The 16,914-nt window shown below is 75.0% G+C and carries 1 protein-coding gene and 2 pseudogenes; 1 reads left to right on the top strand and 2 read right to left on the bottom strand.

Features of this window, described 5'->3' with window-relative positions:
• Positions 1 to 148 precede the first annotated feature (148 nt).
• A complete protein-coding gene (locus tag GBN72_RS08345) occupies positions 149 to 3,418 on the top strand; it encodes a condensation domain-containing protein (RefSeq protein WP_151771075.1) in 3,270 nt (1,089 codons plus the stop codon).
• An 81-nt stretch (positions 3,419 to 3,499) separates the two neighbouring features.
• On the opposite strand, the pseudogene GBN72_RS08340 reads toward GBN72_RS08345, so the two are convergent.
• Together GBN72_RS08340 and GBN72_RS08335 are read right to left on the bottom strand one after the other, a co-directional pair.
• Positions 3,500 to 7,510: pseudogene (locus tag GBN72_RS08340) on the bottom strand (type I polyketide synthase); the annotation flags it as partial.
• A 149-nt stretch (positions 7,511 to 7,659) separates the two neighbouring features.
• Positions 7,660 to 16,887, bottom strand: a pseudogene (locus GBN72_RS08335) (type I polyketide synthase); the annotation flags it as partial.
• Positions 16,888 to 16,914 lie beyond the last annotated feature (27 nt).

The following is a 16,914-nucleotide window of genomic DNA, read 5'->3' as shown; positions in this document are numbered from 1 at the left end:
CTGTAGATGCTCCCCTGCCGCGCTCCAGGCTCGCTGGAGGAACCGGACACCTTACTGCTGGTACGCCTACCGTTTGCCATAACGCCTGCACGGCGAGCATCCGGACCGGCGACCGCGGGGAGGAGGAGGGCCACGGCCCGACGGACCGTTGACCGACGACCTCTCCACCGCCCCCGCCTCGGTAGTGACCGTGGCCCCCGGGCCGTCGCCCGACGGCCACCCGCCCCTGCTGGAGCTCTTCGGAGCCCCGCACGAGGATCGGGTCGCCACCGCCCTGGACGACGAGCCCGACGGACCGCGCCACACCCTGCGCCGGCTCGGCGCGGGCCACTACCTGCTGACCCCCGAAACGGCCCGGCCCTTCCCGGCGGGCCGGGTCGCGGACCTGCTCACCATGCCCGGCCGGCCCGCCGTCACCCCGGGACCGGGACAGCGCGCCCTGCTGCGCCTGCACGAGACCGGCCACCGGCCGCCGCCGCGCTCCGCCACCCTGAACCTGCCCGAGCCGGTGGATCCGGAGGCACTCGCCGCCGCCCTTGCCGCCCTGGCGGAGGCCCACCCGCTGCTCGCGTCGCGGATCGGCGACGGCCCGGCGGCCGGGGTCCGCCCGGTCCCGCCCGCCGACGCCGTGGCCTGCACCGTGGCCGCCGTCCCCCGGACCCGCGAGCGGCAGGCGGTCGCCGACGCCGGCCGCATGCTCGACGCGCACGCCGGACGCACCCTGCACGCCGTCGCCCTGCGCGGCGGGCGCCGGATCGTGCTGCTGGCCGACCCGCTGGCGGCCGACCACGCCTCCCTGCGGGTCCTCCTCGCCGACCTGGCCGACGCTCTCCTCGGCGGCGCGTACCCCGCCGCCGAGGAGGTCCGCTACAGCGACTGGATCGGCTCGCTGCCGGACGTCGCCGCCGACCCCCGCGAGACCGGCCACTGGCAGACGGTGGCCGAGGGCCGCGCCGCCGCCCACCCGTTCCGTCCGCGGCGGGACCTGCGCGACTCCGGGGAGGCGGACCACCGCCCGGCCCTCGTCCTGGGCAAGGCCGCCACCCGGCGGGTGACGGTCACCCTGGCCCGCCGTCTCGGCCTGACCGCCCCCCAGGTGCTGGCGGGCGCCGCCGGACTGGCCCTGGCCCGGTGGCGGGACGACGACCGGGCGTCCTTCGACGTCCACACCGACGGCCGCCAGGACAGCCCCGCCCTGCGCCGCACGGTCGGTCCGCTCGCCGTCACCGAGCCGGTACTGCTCGACGGCGCGGCCGACGGTGACGGGCCGGACTTCCTCGCCCGGGCCGCGTCCCGGCTGGCCGTCGTCGGACGGGCCTCCTTCGCGGCGTGCCGGGAGCACGCGCCCTCCCCGGCGCTCCGGCTCGTCCTGCGCGAACTCGTCCCGGCCCTGATGCGCTTCACCCCCGACGCCGACGCCGCGCCGCCCCCCGCCGACACCCCGCACCTGCTCGACCTCACCGCCCGGACCCGCGGCGGCAGGCTCCGGATGGAGCTCGGCTGGACGCCCTCGCCCCACGACGCGGTGGACCGGGAGTCGGCGGACCGGCTCGTCGCCGTCCTGCGCGACACGCTGGAGGAACTGGCCCGCGGCGCGGACCGGCCGGCCGACGGCATCCGCGTGATCGAGGCGAGCCCCCTTCAGCGGGAACTGCTCGCCGACGCCGACGCCCACCCGGGAACGGGCCGTCAGATCGAGCAGCTCAGCTGGATCTGGCACGGCCCGCTGGAGCCGGAGCGGTTCACCACGGCCTGGCAGTCCGTCTTCGACCGGGAGACGGTGCTGCGCGCGTCGTTCGGCGGCGGCCCCGACGTCCAGGTGCTGATCCACGAGCGGGTGACGCCCGAGGTGATCCGGGCGGCCTCCGGGGAGCTGGTCTGGTCCGACCTGCTCGCCGCCGACCGCCGTCGCGGCATCGACCCGCGCGCGCCGGGCCCGCTGCGGGTCACCCTGGTGGAGGACCCCGAGGCCACCCCCTCGCAGCCGGCCACCCGCGTCCTGGTCACCTACCACCAGGCGCTGCTGGACGCGTGGAGCGTGCGGCTGCTGGTGGAGCAGTTCTGCCTCGCCTACCTGGCCGACGGAAGCCTGCCGGGCGGCGACCGGCGTCCCGACGTGCGCGACCACGCCCGCTGGCTGGCCGGCCAGGACACCGCCCCGGCCAAGGACTTCTGGCAGCGGTCGGCCCCCGTCTCGGGCGCGGGCACCCAGGTCGTGGCCCTGCCGGGCGACGGCGCGGCCGCCTCGTCCGCGCGGTGGCAGGGGCCGGGCCGGGTACGCGCCCGGCTCGCTCCCACCGAGGCGTCCCGGCTCGCGGCCTGGGCGGCGCGACTCGGCGCGACCGAGAGCAGCGCGGTGCAGGCGGCCTGGGCGATCCTTCTCCACCACGCCTCGGGCGCCGTCCGCCGCGGTCCCGTGCGGTACAGCGTGGCCCTCTCCGGCCGGGGCATCGCGCTGGACGGCGTCGAGCGGCTGCCCGGCGCCCTGCGCAACCCCGTGCCGGTGTCGGTGGAGGTCGACCCCGCCGGGACCGTGCCCGACCTGCTGGTGACGCTGCGGGACCAGGCGCTGGACCTGGCGTCCTACGAATGGGTCTCCGCGGGGCAGATCCGGTCCTGGACCCACGCCCCGGACGGTCCGGCCCATCCGCCCGGCGGGCCGGGGCGCGTCACCGCCCGGCGGACGCCGGCCGCGGACCAGGACGCCGGGAGCCTGCTCGTCTTCGACAGCAGGATCAACCCCTTCGAGCGGCTGGAGCCGTCGTTCGCCGCCCTCGGCGTGCGCATGGAGTTCCCCTGGACCACGGGCGCCAGGACGGCGTTCTCACTGACCCTGGTCGCGCACCGCGACGAGGGGGGCGGCCTGGTGCTGACGGCGGAGCACGACCGCGGACGTCTGCCCGACGTGTCCGGCGTGCTCTCGCACTGCGTGCGTCTGCTGCGCAGCTTCCCCTCCGACGCCGACGACGCGACGCCCATCGCCCGGCTGCTGGAACTGCTGCCCGGCACCTCGGCCTCCGGCCCGCCGTTCGTGACCCTGCGGCCCGGGACGGGCCGGGTGATCGGGCTGGTGCCCTCCCCCGGCGCCCCGCTCTCCTGGTACGTGCGGCTCGCCCAGCTGTACACCGGCCCGGAGGAACTGATCCTGCTGCGCTCGGGCGAGGACCAGGTCCGCTCGTGGCACGAGGTGCTGCGGGTCGTCGCCGGCGACCGCCTGGCCGCGCTGGGCACGTTCTCCGGCGGCGGAGAGGCCGCCTGGGAGCTGGCGCGGCTGGTCGGCGAGGACACCCGGAGCCTTCCCGCGGTGGTCGTCGCCGCGGCGTCGGCGTCCGTCGGGACGCAGGCCCTGGCCACCCGCCTCGGCAAGGCGGTGCGGCCCTCGTCGGGCGTCTCCCGCCCTCGGGACCGCCGCCCCTGACGGTGCGGGGACCCGGCGGCGCCCACCGCCGGGTCCCCGCACCGCACGTCACAGCCCCCGGTCGGCCAGCCACTCCTGGATCCGCTTGGCCACGTCCTCGGAGTGGTCGCCCAGCATGGTGAAGTGGTCGCCGGGGACGTCCACGACCTCGTGCGGGTGGGGCCAGCTGGCGTGCCAGTCGCCGTCCTCCGGGACGGTGCCGAGCGGGGTGTCCGCACGGACCAGCAGGGTCGGCACGTCCAGCCGCTGTGCCGTCCAGCTGCTGAAGAACTGCAGGTAGGCCGCCCAGGCGGTGGTGCGGTAGTCGTCCATGGGCGTGAAGGCGGTGTCCCGTTCCACCATGCCGTCGAGCATCTGGGGGATCCAGTCCACCAGGATCGGGCTGTCGAACGGATAGCTGTCCATCAGGACCACCGCGGCCGGCGGGCGTCCCTGGCGGGCCAGTTCCAGCGACAGGACGTTGGCCACCATGGCGCCGCCGGAATGGCCGGTGAGGACGAACGGCGCGTCACCGACGGTCCGCAGCACGGTGTCGGCGTGGGTGCGGGTCAGGACGCCCAGGTCCTGCGGGAGGGACTGGCCGGCCGAGAAGCCGGGGTGCGGCAGCGCGTAGACGTCCCGGGCGCCCCGGAATCCTGCGGCCAGCCGGGCGTACTCGTGCGCGCCCGACAGCATCGACATGGTGCAGCAGCTGATCAGGGCGGGGGCCCGGCCTCCGGCGCGCCCCGAGAGGGGAACGGCCCGGTGGGGTGTCTCCAGGGCGGTGTGGTCGTCGTAGACCGGCCGGAAGGACGCCAGGTTGATCAGCAGCTCGGTGTACTCGGCGGGCCGGCCGGTGTCGCGGCTGTGCCGGAACAGCTCTCCCAGCAGGTGACTCTCCGCCGCGGCCTCCTGCGGCGCCTCCTCCTCGTCGCCGCCCAGGACCCGCGCCGCCAGGTGCCGGGCCAGCCGGACCGGCGTGGGGTGGTCGAACAGCAGGGTCGCGGACAGGTCGACGCCGAGGGCCTGGCGCAGGTTGTTGCGCAGCCGCAGGGCGCTCAGGGAGTCGAAGCCCTGCTCGAGGAAGTTGGTGTCGGTCTCGACGACGTCGGCGGACGCGTGGCCGAGGACCGCGGCGGCGTGCTGGGTCACCAGGCCGAGGAGGGCCCAGTGGCGCTCCGCCGCCGGGACCTCACGCAGCCGCGCCGCGAACTCGCGTCCGGCGGCGGCCTCCTCCTCGTCGACCTCGCCGTCCGGAGCGTCGCCGGACGGTTCCGTCGCCGCGGGGACCGGTGAGAGGGCGCCGGGGGCCGGCGGGTCGGGCCAGAAGTGCCGCCGCTGGAAGGGATAGGTGGGCAGGCCGGTACGGCGGGCGCCGGTACCGGCGAAGACGGTGTCCCAGTCGACGGCCACACCGTGGCAGTGGGCCTCCGCCAGGGAGGTCAGGAAGCGCTCCGGTCCGCCCTCGTCGCGGCGGAGGGTGCCGAGGACGGCGGCTGCCGCGCCGACGTCCTCCACGGTGCCCTGGAGGCCGATGGCGAGGACCGGGTGGGGGCTGACCTCGACGAACACCCCGTGCCCGTCGGCGAGTGCGGCACGGGCCGCGTTCTCGAACTCGACGGTGCCGCGCAGGTTGTCGTACCAGTAGCCGCCGTCCATCGCCGTCTCGGTGACGTCCAGCAGGCGACCGGTGAGGGAGGAGTAGAGGGGCGTGCCGCCCTGCTGCGGGGTGATGCCGGTCAGGAGGCGGGCGAGTTCGTCGCGGATCGCCTCCACGTGCGCGGAGTGGGAGGCGTAGTCGACATCCACCTTGCGGGCCCGGACCTCGCTGTTCCGGCAGTGGGCCAGGAACTCGTCCAGGGCGTCGACGTCACCCGACACCACCGTCGAGGTGGGGCCGTTGACGGCGGCGACGGAGATGCGCCCGTCCCACGCGGCGATCGCCTCGCGCACGGTGTCCGCCGCCTGGGCGACGGAGACCATGCCGCCGAGTCCGGCGAGGGCGGTGATGGCTCGGGATCGGAGGGCGACGACCTTGGCGGCGTCCTCCAGCGTGAGGATGCCGGCGACCGCGGCGGCGGCGATCTCGCCCTGCGAGTGACCGATCACCGCGGCCGGCTGGACCCCGTACGAACGCCACAGCTCGGCGAGGGACACCATGACGGCCCACAGGACCGGCTGGACCACGTCCACGCGCTCCAGGCCTTCGCCGCTGCGGACGACGTCGAGCAGGGACCAGTCGGTGTGCGGGGCGAGGGCGGCGGCGCATTCCGCCATGCGTGCCGCGAAGACCGGGGAGGTGTCGAGGAGTTCGACGGCCATGCCCGCCCATTGGGCGCCCTGGCCGGGGAAGACGAACACCGGACGCGTCCCGCGGCCCGCGACGCCCGCGACGACGGCGGGCGCGGGCGCGCCCGACACGATCGACGCCAGTGCGGTCTCGAGGTCCTCCCGCCCGGCGGCCACCACCGCCGCACGGTGGTTGAACGCGGTCCGGGTCAGTGCCAGCGAGTAGCCGATGTCCGCGACCGGCACGTCCGGGTGCTCGCCGACGTGGGCCAGCAGCCGCTCCGCCTGCGCCTTCAGCGCCTGCTCCGACTTGGCGGACAGCACCCACGGCACCACCGCGAGCCCGTCCCCGGCCGGCGCCGTGCCGCCCGACGTGGTGCCGGTGCCGGCGGCCGCGACGTCGTCCGAAGCGGCGTCAGGTTCGGGGGCGTCCGGCTCGGGGGCCTGCTCGAGGATGATGTGCACGTTCGTGCCGCTCATGCCGAAGGAGGACACGGCGGCGCGCCGCGGCCTGCCGGTCTCCGGCCATGGGCGGGCCTCGTCGAGCAGCCGTACCGCACCGGCCGACCAGTCGACGTGCGGGGAGGGCTCGTCGGCGTGCAGGGTCTTCGGAAGCACCCCGTGCCGCATCGCCATCACCATCTTCACGACGCCCGCGACACCGGCGGCGGCCTGCGGATGGCCGATGTTCGACTTCAGCGAACCGAGCCAGAGGGGACTGTCCTCGGGGCGGTCCTTGCCGTAGGTGGCGAGCAGCGCGCGGGCCTCGATGGGGTCGCCCAGCGTCGTGCCCGTGCCGTGCGCCTCCACCACGTCCACGTCGGCCGCGGTGAGACGGGCGTCGGCGAGCGCCTGGCGGATGACGCGGCGCTGCGCCGGACCGCTGGGCGCGGTGAGCCCGTTGCTGGCGCCGTCCTGGTTGACGGCGGAGCCGCGGATGACCGCCAGCACCTCATGACCGTTGCGGCGGGCGTCGGAGAGCTTCTCCAGGAGGAGCATGCCCACGCCCTCGGCCCACCCGGTGCCGTCGGCGTCGGCGGAGAACGCCTTGCAGCGGCCGTCGCCGGCCAGCCCGCCCTGCTTGCTGAACTCCGCGAAGACGCCCGGTGTCGCGATCACGGCCGCGCCGCCGGCGACCGCCAGCGAACACTCGCCGCGGCGCAGGGACTGGACCGCCAGGTGCAGCGCCACGGACGACGACGAGCAGGCCGTGTCGACGGTGACCGCCGGTCCTTCGAGCCCGAAGGTGTAGGACAGCCGCCCGGAGAGCACACCGCCCGCGGTGCCGGTGAGCAGGTAGGACTCGCTCCCCTGGGCGTCGCCGTACATGGTGGCGCTGTACCCGGAGGCCGAGCAGCCGACGAAGACGCCGGTGGGCGACCCCTTCAGCGAGGCCGGGTCGAGGCCACCGCGTTCGAGCACCTCCCAGGTGGCCTCCAGCAGCAGGCGCTGCTGGGGGTCCATCGCCAGTGCTTCGCGGGGGCTGATGCCGAACGGCGCCGGGTCGAAGCGCGACGCGTCGTGGACGAATCCTGCCTCCAGGGTGACCGGCGCGTCCTCCGGTTCACCGGGGCCGCGCAGCCAGGCGGGGTCCCACCCCCGGTCGGTGGGCACCGACGACACGGCGTCCGTGCCGTCGAGCACCAGTTGCCACAGCGCCTCGGGCGAGACGGCTTCGCCCGGCAGCCTGCAGCTCATCGCGACGACGGCGACGGGCTCGGTGGCCGTGTCGGCCAGCTTCCGGTTCAGCACCCGCAGCCGCTCGTTGTCCACCAGGGCGGAGCGCAGCGCCTCGACTATCTGGTCGGTACCCGCGTTCATCAGCTGTTCGTCTCCAAGGCCATGCGGATCAGGTCCTGGACGTCCATGTCCCTGATCTGGTCGCTGCGGTCGGTGCGGTCTCCCTCGGTGGCCGGGTCGAGGTCGGTCGCCGCGAGCGCCGCCTCGGTCCCGTCCTCGTCCGCTGCCAGTCCCAGTTCGCGGCGGAGTCTCGCCGCGAGGGCCTCGGGGGACGGTTCGTCGAAGACGATCGTCGACTCGAGGTCGAGGCCGGTCTTGTCGTTGAGGCGGTTGCGCAGTTCGATGCCCATGACCGAGTCGAAGCCGAGGTCGCGGAAGGCGCGGTCGGCTTCCACCGCGTGGGCGGACGTGTGTCCGAGCACGCGGGCGGCCTCCGTCTGGACCAGTTCCTGGAGGAGGCGGCTCTGTTCGTCGGCCGGCACGGAGAGGAGCTGCCGGCGGAACGCCTCGGAGGTCTCCTCCTCGGCCTCCGCGGTGTGCGAGGGACCCTCGGCGGTCGTCCCGCGGCGCGGGTCGTACAGCTCGCCGAGCAGGGCGCTGGGGCGCATCGCGGTGAACGAGGGCGCGAACTTCTCCCATGTCACCTCGGCGACGGTCGTGCAGGGGTCGCCCAGGGTGAGTGCCTGCTCCATCGCCGCGATCGCGACGTCCGGGTCCATGAGGGTCAGCCCGCGCCGCTCCAGCTGCTCCACGGCCTCGCCCTGGGCCAGGCCTCCGCCGGCCCAGGGGCCCCAGGCGACGGAGGTGGCCGCCAGGCCGCGGGCGCGGCACTGTTCGGCGAGGGCGTCGAGGTAGGTGTTGGCCGCGGCGTACCCTCCCTGCCAACCGCTGCCCCAGGTGGCGGCGATGGAGGAGAAGAGGACGAACGCGTCGAGGTCGGCGTCGGCGAACACGGCGTGCAGGTTGGCGGCGCCGGTCACCTTGGCGTCCATCACCTCGGCGAGTTCCGCGCGGGTCATGGCGGCGAGGGCCGTCGCCTGCCCGACACCGGCGGTGTGGACGACGGCACGGACCGGGGTGCCGTCGGCGCGGAGGGTGTCGGCGAGGGCGGTGAGGGCGTCGCGGTCGGTGGCGTCGCAGGCCACGACGGTCGCCCTCGCGCCCAGCTCCTCGATCCGCGTGCACAGCTCCGCCGCGCCGGGCGCGTCAGGCCCGCGACGGCTGGTCAGGACGACGCGCTCGGCACCGTTCTCGGCCGCCCAGCAGGCGACCCGAGCCCCCAGACCACCGGTCCCGCCGGTGATCAGGACCGTGCCCCGCACCTTCCACGCCTTGCCCGCGTCGGAGGCGGTCGCCCGCACCACACGGCGGGCGAGGACACCGGCCGGACGCACCGCCGCCTGGTCCTCACCCTCACCACCGGCGAGGACGGCGGCAGTACGCTCCCACGCCTGCCCGTCCAGCACATCCGGCAGATCGACCAGACCACCCCACCGCTTCGGCTCCTCCAGCGCCACGACCCGGCCCAGACCCCACACCTGCGCCTGCGCGGCACTGCGCACCGGGTCCGAGTCGCCGGTGGTGACGGCGCCCTGGGTCAGGGACCACAACGGAGCCTGCACACCGGCCTCACCCAGACGCTGGACCAGCTCGAGCGTCGCCGCCAGGCCAGGAGCGACACCGGCGTCCGGCACGTCGTCATCGTCGTCGACCGCCAGCAGGGACAGAACACCGGCCGCCTGCCGGTGCGGCGACAGATCGCTGTCGGCACCGATCCGCACGACCTCCGCACCGGAGCTCTTCAGCCCGTAGGCGGCCCACTCGACGGTGAACTCGTCCAGCGTCTCCGGCACGACCAGCAGCCACCGGCCCTTCAGAGCGGCGGAGCCCGCGGTGTCGAGCGGCTTCCACGTCACCCCGTAGCGCCAGGTGTCGGCCACCGCGTGGCGGCGCCGACGAGTGCGCCAGGAGGAGAGGGCCGGCAGGGCGTCCTGCAGCGGAAGGTCTCCGGTGAGGTTCAGCTCCGTGAGGAAGGCGGACAGGTCTCCCGTGTCGATCGCCTCCCACAGCGCCGTGTCCACGGACGTTTCCACGGCGGGTGCGGGCACGGCGACCGGGGCGGCGACGGGTTCCGGGGCCTGCGGCCAGTAGCGCTGACGGTCGAAGGCGTAGGTGGGCAGCTCGGCGAGGGTGGCGCCGGTACCCGTGTAGAAGCGCGTCCAGTCGACGGCAGCGCCGTGCACGTGTGCCTCGGCGATGGCTCCCATGACGCTCCGGGGCTCGTCGAACGCCTTGCGGAGGGCGGGGATGAGGGTCTTCCTCCGCGCATCGGCCAGGCAGTCCTTCCCCATGGCCGCGAGCACGCCGCCCGGGCCGAGCTCCAGGTAGGTGGTCACGCCCTGGATCTCGAGGTGGCGGATGCCGTCCGCGAACCGGACCGCCTGACGGACGTGGTCCACCCAGTAGTCCGCGGTCAGCAGCTCCTCCCCGGCGATGGTGCCGGTGAGGTTGGAGACGATCGGGACGCGCGGGGCGTGGAAGGTGGCCGCCTGCAGGAGGCTGCGGAACTCCTCGAGCATGGGTTCCATACGCGGCGAGTGGAACGCGTGGCTGACGCGGAGCCGCTTCGACTTCGCGAACCGGCCCGCGATGGCGGTGGCCTCGTCCTCGTCGCCCGAGATCACCACCGAGGTGGGACCGTTCAGGGCGGCGATGGACACGTTGTCGGTGAGCAGGGGCAGGACGTCGTCCTCGGTCGCCTGCACGGCGATCATCGCGCCGCCCTCCGGCAGCGCCTGCATCAGCCGGCCGCGGGCGGCCACCAGAGCTGCAGCGTCCTCGAGGGACCAGACACCCGCGACGTGGGCGGCGGCCAGCTCACCGATGGAGTGGCCGAGGAGGTAGTCGGGCATGACGCCCCAGTGCTCCACCAGCCGGAACAGGGCCACCTCGACGGCGAAGAGGCCCGCCTGCGTGTAGACGGTCCTGTCGAGGAGGTCCGACTCGGCATCGAAGACCAGGTCCTTCACCGGCCGGTCCAGGTGCTTGTCCAGCTCCGCGCAGACCGCGTCGAACGCGTCCGCGAACACCGGGAAGGCTTCGTACAGCTCCCGGCCCATCCCGGCCCGCTGCGAACCCTGTCCCGAGAACAGGAACGCCGTCCGGCCCTCCACGGCCTGGCCGCGGAAGACGCCCGGGGTGGTCTCCCCGGAGGCGAGGTACTCCAGGCCGCTGAGGAACTCCGCACGGTCGGCGGCGACCACGGCGGCGCGGCGCTCGAGGTGGGCGCGGCCGGTGGCCAGGGAGAAGCCGACGTCCATGAGGGAGGCCCCGGCGTCACCCCTCGCGTGGGCGAGGAGCCGCTCGGCCTGCTGTGCGAGGGCACGGTCCGAGCGGGCGGAGAGCACCCACGGCACCAGGGGCGGCAGCGCCCCGGTGTCCTCGGGCCGGGTGACGGGCTCCTCCTGGGCCTGCTCGAGGATGACGTGGGCGTTGGTGCCGCTGATGCCGAACGACGAGACGGCGGCGCGGCGCGGACGCTCCGCGGTCTCCGGCCACGGGCGCTCCTGCGTGAGCAGCGCCACCGTGCCCGGTGACCAGTCGATCTGGGTGGAGGGTTCGCCCACGTGGAGCGTGCGGGGCAGGACGCCGTGGCGGAGGGCCAGGACCATCTTGATGATGCCGGCGACGCCCGCGGCGGCCTGTGTGTGCCCGATGTTGGACTTGACGGACCCCAGCCACAGCGGCCGGTCCGCGGCGCGTTCCCGGCCGTAGGTGGCCAGCAGCGCCTGCGCCTCGATCGGGTCGCCGAGGGTGGTGCCGGTGCCGTGGGCCTCGACGGCGTCCACGTCGGCGCCGGTCAGGCCCGCCCCGGCGAGCGCCGCGCGGATGACGCGCTGCTGCGACGGCCCGTTGGGGGCGGTGAGGCCGTTGCTGGCGCCGTCCTGGTTGACGGCCGAGCCCCGCACCACCGCCAGCACCTGGTGCCCGTTGCGGCGGGCGTCGGACAGCCGCTCGACCAGCAGCACGCCCACGCCCTCGCCCCAGCCGGTGCCGTCCGCGTCGTCCGAGAAGGCCTTCACCCGGCCGTCGGAGGCGAGGACGCCCTGCTGGCTGAACTCCAGGAACACACCCGGGGTGGCCATGACGGTGACACCGCCGGTGAGGGCGAGGTCGCACTCGCCGGAGCGCAGTGCCTGGATGGCCTGGTGGAGTGCCACCAGGGACGAGGAGCAGGCGGTGTCGACGGACACGGCCGGGCCCTCCAGGCCGAGGGTGTAGGAGACACGGCCGGACAGCACGCTGGCGGAGCTGCCGGTGGCGACGTAGCCCTGGACGCCTTCGGTGGAGCCGATCAGGAGGTTGGCGTAGTCCTGGCCGTTGGTGCCGATGTACACGCCGGTGCGGCTGCCGCGGAGCGAGGTGGGGGCGATGCCCGCGCGTTCGAGGGCGTCCCAGGAGGTCTCGAGCAGGAGCCGCTGCTGCGGGTCCATGGCCAGGGCCTCGCGCGGCGAGATGCCGAAGAACGCCGGGTCGAACTCGGTGATGGCGTCGATGAATCCGCCCTCCCGGACGCGGGAGGCGCCGGGCCGGTCGGGGTCGTAGTAGTCCTCCAGGCTCCAGCCGCGGTCGCCGGGCAGCGGCGAGATCGCGTCGGTGCCCGCGAGGAGCAGTTCCCACAGGTCGTCCGGGCTGGACACGCCGGCCGGGAAGCGGCAGCCCATGCCGACGATCGCTATGGGCTCGTCACGGTCGTCGGGTGCGGCCGGGCGGGCGGGCGCCTCGGTGGCGTCCGGTGCCCCGGTGAGCTCGGCGTGGAGGTGGGTGGCGAGGGCGGTGGGGTTCGGGTGGTCGAAGACGAGGGTGGTGGGCAGGCGCAGGCCGGTCGCCCCGGCCAGGGAGTTGCGCAGTTCGACGGCGGTCAGGGAGTCGAAGCCGAGTTCCCGGAACGCCTTGCCGGGCAGCACCGCCTCGGCGGAGGCGTGGCCGAGGACGGCCGCCGCCTGGCCGCGGACGAGGTCCAGGATCAGGCGGGTGCCGTCGGCGGGCGTGAGTCCGGCGAGCTGTGCGGCCAGGGCTCCGGTCGGGGTCTCCTCGGCGGGCGCCGACGCTCCACGCGGTGTCTCGAGGGCGCGCCGCACGTCGTCGATGTCGCGGATCAGGGAGATCCGTCCGGTGGCGAGCCGGGCGGGCGCGAGGACGGACCAGTCGACGTCGGCGACGGCCGTGCAGGGCGCGCCGGTGGTGACCGACCGCGCCATGACGGCCACGGCGGTCTCGGGGTCCATGACGGGCATGCCGCCGCGCTCCATGCGCCGGGCCACCAGCGGGTCGGTGGCGAGCCCGCCGCCGCCCCAGGCGCCCCAGGCGATGGAGACCGCGGGCAGTCCGAGGCCGCGGCGGTGCTGGGCGAGGGCGTCCAGCACGGCGTTGGCGGAGGCGTAGTTGGCCTGGCCGGCGTTGCCGAACGTGCCGGCGAGGGAGGAGAACAGCACGAACGCGTCGAGCGGCAGGTCGCGGGTCAGCTCGTGCAGGTGGAGGGCGGCGGTCGCCTTGGCGGCGAGCACCGGGGCGAGGCGGGCGGGGTTCATCGAGGGCAGGACACCGTCGTCGAGCACACCCGCCGTGTGGACGACGGCGGTCAGCGGCTGGTCGGCGGGTATCGCGGCGAGCACGGCCGACAGCGCGGCGCGGTCGGCGACGTCGCAGGCGGTGAGGGTGACGCGCGCGCCGAGGCCGGCCAGCTCCTCGCACAGGTCCGCGGCACCGGGGGCGTCCGCGCCACGGCGGCTGAGCAGCACGATGTGGGCGGCGCCGTTCCGGGCCAGCCAGCGGGCCACGTGGCCGCCGAGCGCCCCGGTGCCTCCGGTGACGAGGACGGTGCCGCGCGGCGTCCACGCGTCGGTGTCCTCGGCGAGCGGGGCACGCTCGAGCCGGCGGGTGAGGACGCCCGTCGTGCGGACGGCGAACTCGTCGCCCTCGCAGCCGGCCAGGAGACCGGTGAGGCGGTCGACGGCCCGGTCGTCCACGACGAGCGGCAGGTCGATCAGGCCGCGCCACTGGGCGGGCTGCTCGAGGGCGGCCACCTGGCCGAGGCCCCAGACGCCCGACCGGTCGGGGCAGGGCAGCGGCTCGAGCTCGTGGGTGGCGACGGCGGCCCGGGTGACGCACCAGAGCGGGGCTTCGACATCGGCCTCGCCCAGCGCCTGGAGCAGCGTGAGGTCGCCCGCGAGGCCGGCCGGAACGGCCGGATGCGCGGCGTGGGTTCCGTCGGCCAGCGCCAGCAGGGACAGGACGCCCGTCAGGCGCCAGTCGCCGGCCAGCAGCGCGGTGAGCCTGCCGCGGTCGGGAGCCTCGGCGGAGACGGCGATCCTGGCGACCTCGGCGCCGTGCCGGGCGAGTCCGGCGGCGACGGTCTCCACCACCAGCCGGTCGTCGTCGGCGAGGCGGTCGGGGACGACGAGCAGCCATCGCCCCGTCAGGGTGGTGTCCAGGGAGGGGTCGGGGGCGGGCTTCCAGGCGACGCGGTAGTGCCACGCCTCCGCGGCCGAGCGCTCGGAGCGGCGGCGGCGCCAGGAGGCGAGCACCGGAAGGACCGCCGCCAGGGAGGCCTCGGTGGCCTCGTCCACCGCGCCGAGCGCTTCTCCGAGGGCCTCAAGGTCCTGCCGTTCCACCGCTTCCCAGAAGCGGGCGTCCTCGGGGTCGAGGACCTCCGCCAGTTCGGCTGCAGGGGACTCCGGCCAGTAGCGCTGCCGCTGGAAGGCGTAGGTGGGCAGGCCGGTGCGGCGGGCGCCGGTGCCGGCGAAGACGGTGGTCCAGTCGACGGTGACGCCGTGGCAGTGCGCCTCCGCCAGGGAGGTCAGGAAGCGGTCGAGGCCGCCCTCGTCGCGGCGGAGGGTGCCGAGCACGGCGGCGTTCTCGACCGTGCCCTGGAGGCCCAGGCCGAGGACCGGGTGCGGGCTGACCTCGACGAACACGGTGTGACCGTCGGCGAGGGCAGCGCGGGTGGCGTCCTCGAACTCGACGGTGTTGCGGAGGTTGTCGTACCAGTAGCCGCCGTCCATCGCCGTCTCCGCCGCGTCGAGGAGACGGCCGGTCAGCGAGGAGTAGAGCGGGGTGTTGCCCTGCTGCGGCGTGATGCCGGTCAGGAGCTTGGCGAGTTCGTCGCGGATGGCCTCGACGTGCGCGGAGTGGGAGGCGTAGTCCACGTCCACCTTGCGGGCCCGGACCTCGTTGCTCTGGCAGTGGGCCAGGAACTCGTCCAGGGCGTCGACCTCACCGGACACCACCGTCGACGAGGGGCCGTTGACCGCTGCGACGGAGATCCGGCCGTCCCACGCGGTGATCGCCTCACGGACGGTGTCCGCCGCCTGGGCCACGGACACCATGCCGCCGAGTCCGGCCAGCGCCGTGATGGCGCGGGACCGCAGGGCGACGACCTTGGCCGCGTCCTCCAGCGACAGGATCCCCGCGACCGCCGCGGCGGCGATCTCGCCCTGCGAGTGCCCGATCACCGCGGCCGGCTGGACCCCGTAGGAGCGCCACAGCTCGGCGAGCGACACCATGACGGCCCACAGGACCGGCTGGACCACGTCCACCCGCTCCAAGCCCTCACCACTGCGCACGACGTCCAGCAGCGACCAGTCGGTGTGCGGGGCGAGCGCCGCCGCGCACTCCGCCATCCGCGCCGCGAACACCTGCGAGGAGTCGAGCAGCTCGACCGCCATGCCGACCCACTGCGCCCCCTGCCCCGGGAACACGAAGACCGGACGGTCCCCCTCCGACGCCGCGCCGCGCACCACACCGGGGACCGGGCGGCCCTCGGCCAGCGCGGCGAGCGCCGCCTCGAGATCGTCCCTGCCGGCCGCCACCACGGCCGCACGGTGTTCGAAGTGGGAGCGGGTCAGCGCCAGCGAGTGGCCTATGTCCGCGACCGGCGCGTCCGGGTTCTCCCGGACGTGGGCCAGCAGCCGCTCCGCCTGGGCGCGCAGGGCGGCCTCGGTCTTGCCCGACAGCACCCACGGCACCGCACCCGCCGGGGCGGAGACCGCCTCCGGCTCGGCGGCAGGCTCTCCGGCGGGCGCCTCCTCCAGGATCACGTGCGCGTTCGTTCCGCTGACGCCGAACGAGGAGACGCCCGCCCGGCGCGGTCCGCCGGCCTCCCAGGGCCGGTTCTCGGTCAGCAGGGAGACCCGGCCGGCGCTCCAGTCGACGTGCGTGGAGGGCTCGTCGATGTGGAGGCTCCGGGGCAGCACGCGGTGTCGCAGCGCCATGACGGCCTTGATGATGCCCGCGACACCCGCCGCGGCCTGGGTGTGGCCGATGTTGGACTTGATGGAGCCCAGCCACAGCGGCCGGTCCTCGGGCCGGTCCTGGCCGTAGGTGCCCAGCAGGGCCTGCGCCTCGATCGGGTCGCCCAGCGTGGTGCCGGTGCCGTGTCCCTCCACGAGGTCGACGTCCCCGGTCGAGAGTCCGGCGTTGTCGAGGGCCTTGAGGATGACGCGGCGCTGGGAGGGGCCGTTGGGTGCGGTGAGCCCGTTGCTGGTGCCGTCCTGGTTGACCGCGGAGCCGCGCACGACGGCGAGCACCTGGTGGCCGTTGCGCCGGGCGTCCGACAGCCGCTCCAGCAGCAGCATGCCCACGCCCTCGGAGAACCCGGTGCCGTCGGCTGCCTCGGCGAACGCCTTGCAGCGGCCGTTGCCGGCGAGACCGCGCTGCCGGCTGAAGTCGATGAACATGCCGGGGGTGGCCATGAGGGTGACACCGCCGGCGAGGGCCATCGTGGACTCGCCGGAGCGCAGGGACTGCACGGCGAGGTGCAGGGCGACCAGCGAGGACGAGCAGGCCGTGTCGACCGTGACGGCCGGGCCCTCCAGCCCCAGGGTGTAGGAGACACGGCCGGACACCACGGCGGCGGCGCTGCCGGTGCCGAGGTAGCCCTCCAGGCCGGACTGGTTGCCGACCAGCAGCAGCGGGTAGTCCTGGCCGTTCGTGCCGGCGAACACCCCCACGTGGCTGCCCCGCACGGCCTCGGGGTCGATGCCCGCGTGTTCGAAGGCCTCCCAGGAGGTCTCCAGCAGCAGGCGCTGCTGCGGGTCCATGGCGAGCGCCTCGCGCGGCGAGATGCCGAAGAACGCCGGGTCGAACTCCGCGACGCCGTCGAGGAATCCGCCGTCGGCGACGTACGAGGTGCCCGCCTGGCCGGAACCCGTGTCATCGATGATCGATCCCAGGTCCCAGCCCCGGTCCGTGGGGAAGGGCGTCATGGCGTCGGTGCCGTCGTGCACCATCCGCCACAGGGCGGCGGGGCTGCGCACGCCGCCGGGGAACCGGCAGCTCATGCCGACGACCGCGATCGGCTCCGTGTTGCGGGCCTCCATCTCTCGCAGCCGCTCGTGGGCCGCGTCGAGATCGGTGCTGACGCGCTTGAGGAAATAGCGGAGCTTCTCTTCGTTCGCCACCCTGACGTCCTTTCCTTGACGTGTCGT

Origin of the sequence: Streptomyces abyssomicinicus (assembly GCF_008974245.1) — a bacterium.
Taxonomy (GTDB): domain Bacteria; phylum Actinomycetota; class Actinomycetes; order Streptomycetales; family Streptomycetaceae; genus Streptomyces; species Streptomyces abyssomicinicus.
Note: the sequence above shows the minus strand (reverse complement) of the source record. Positions and strands in the feature narration are given on the sequence as shown.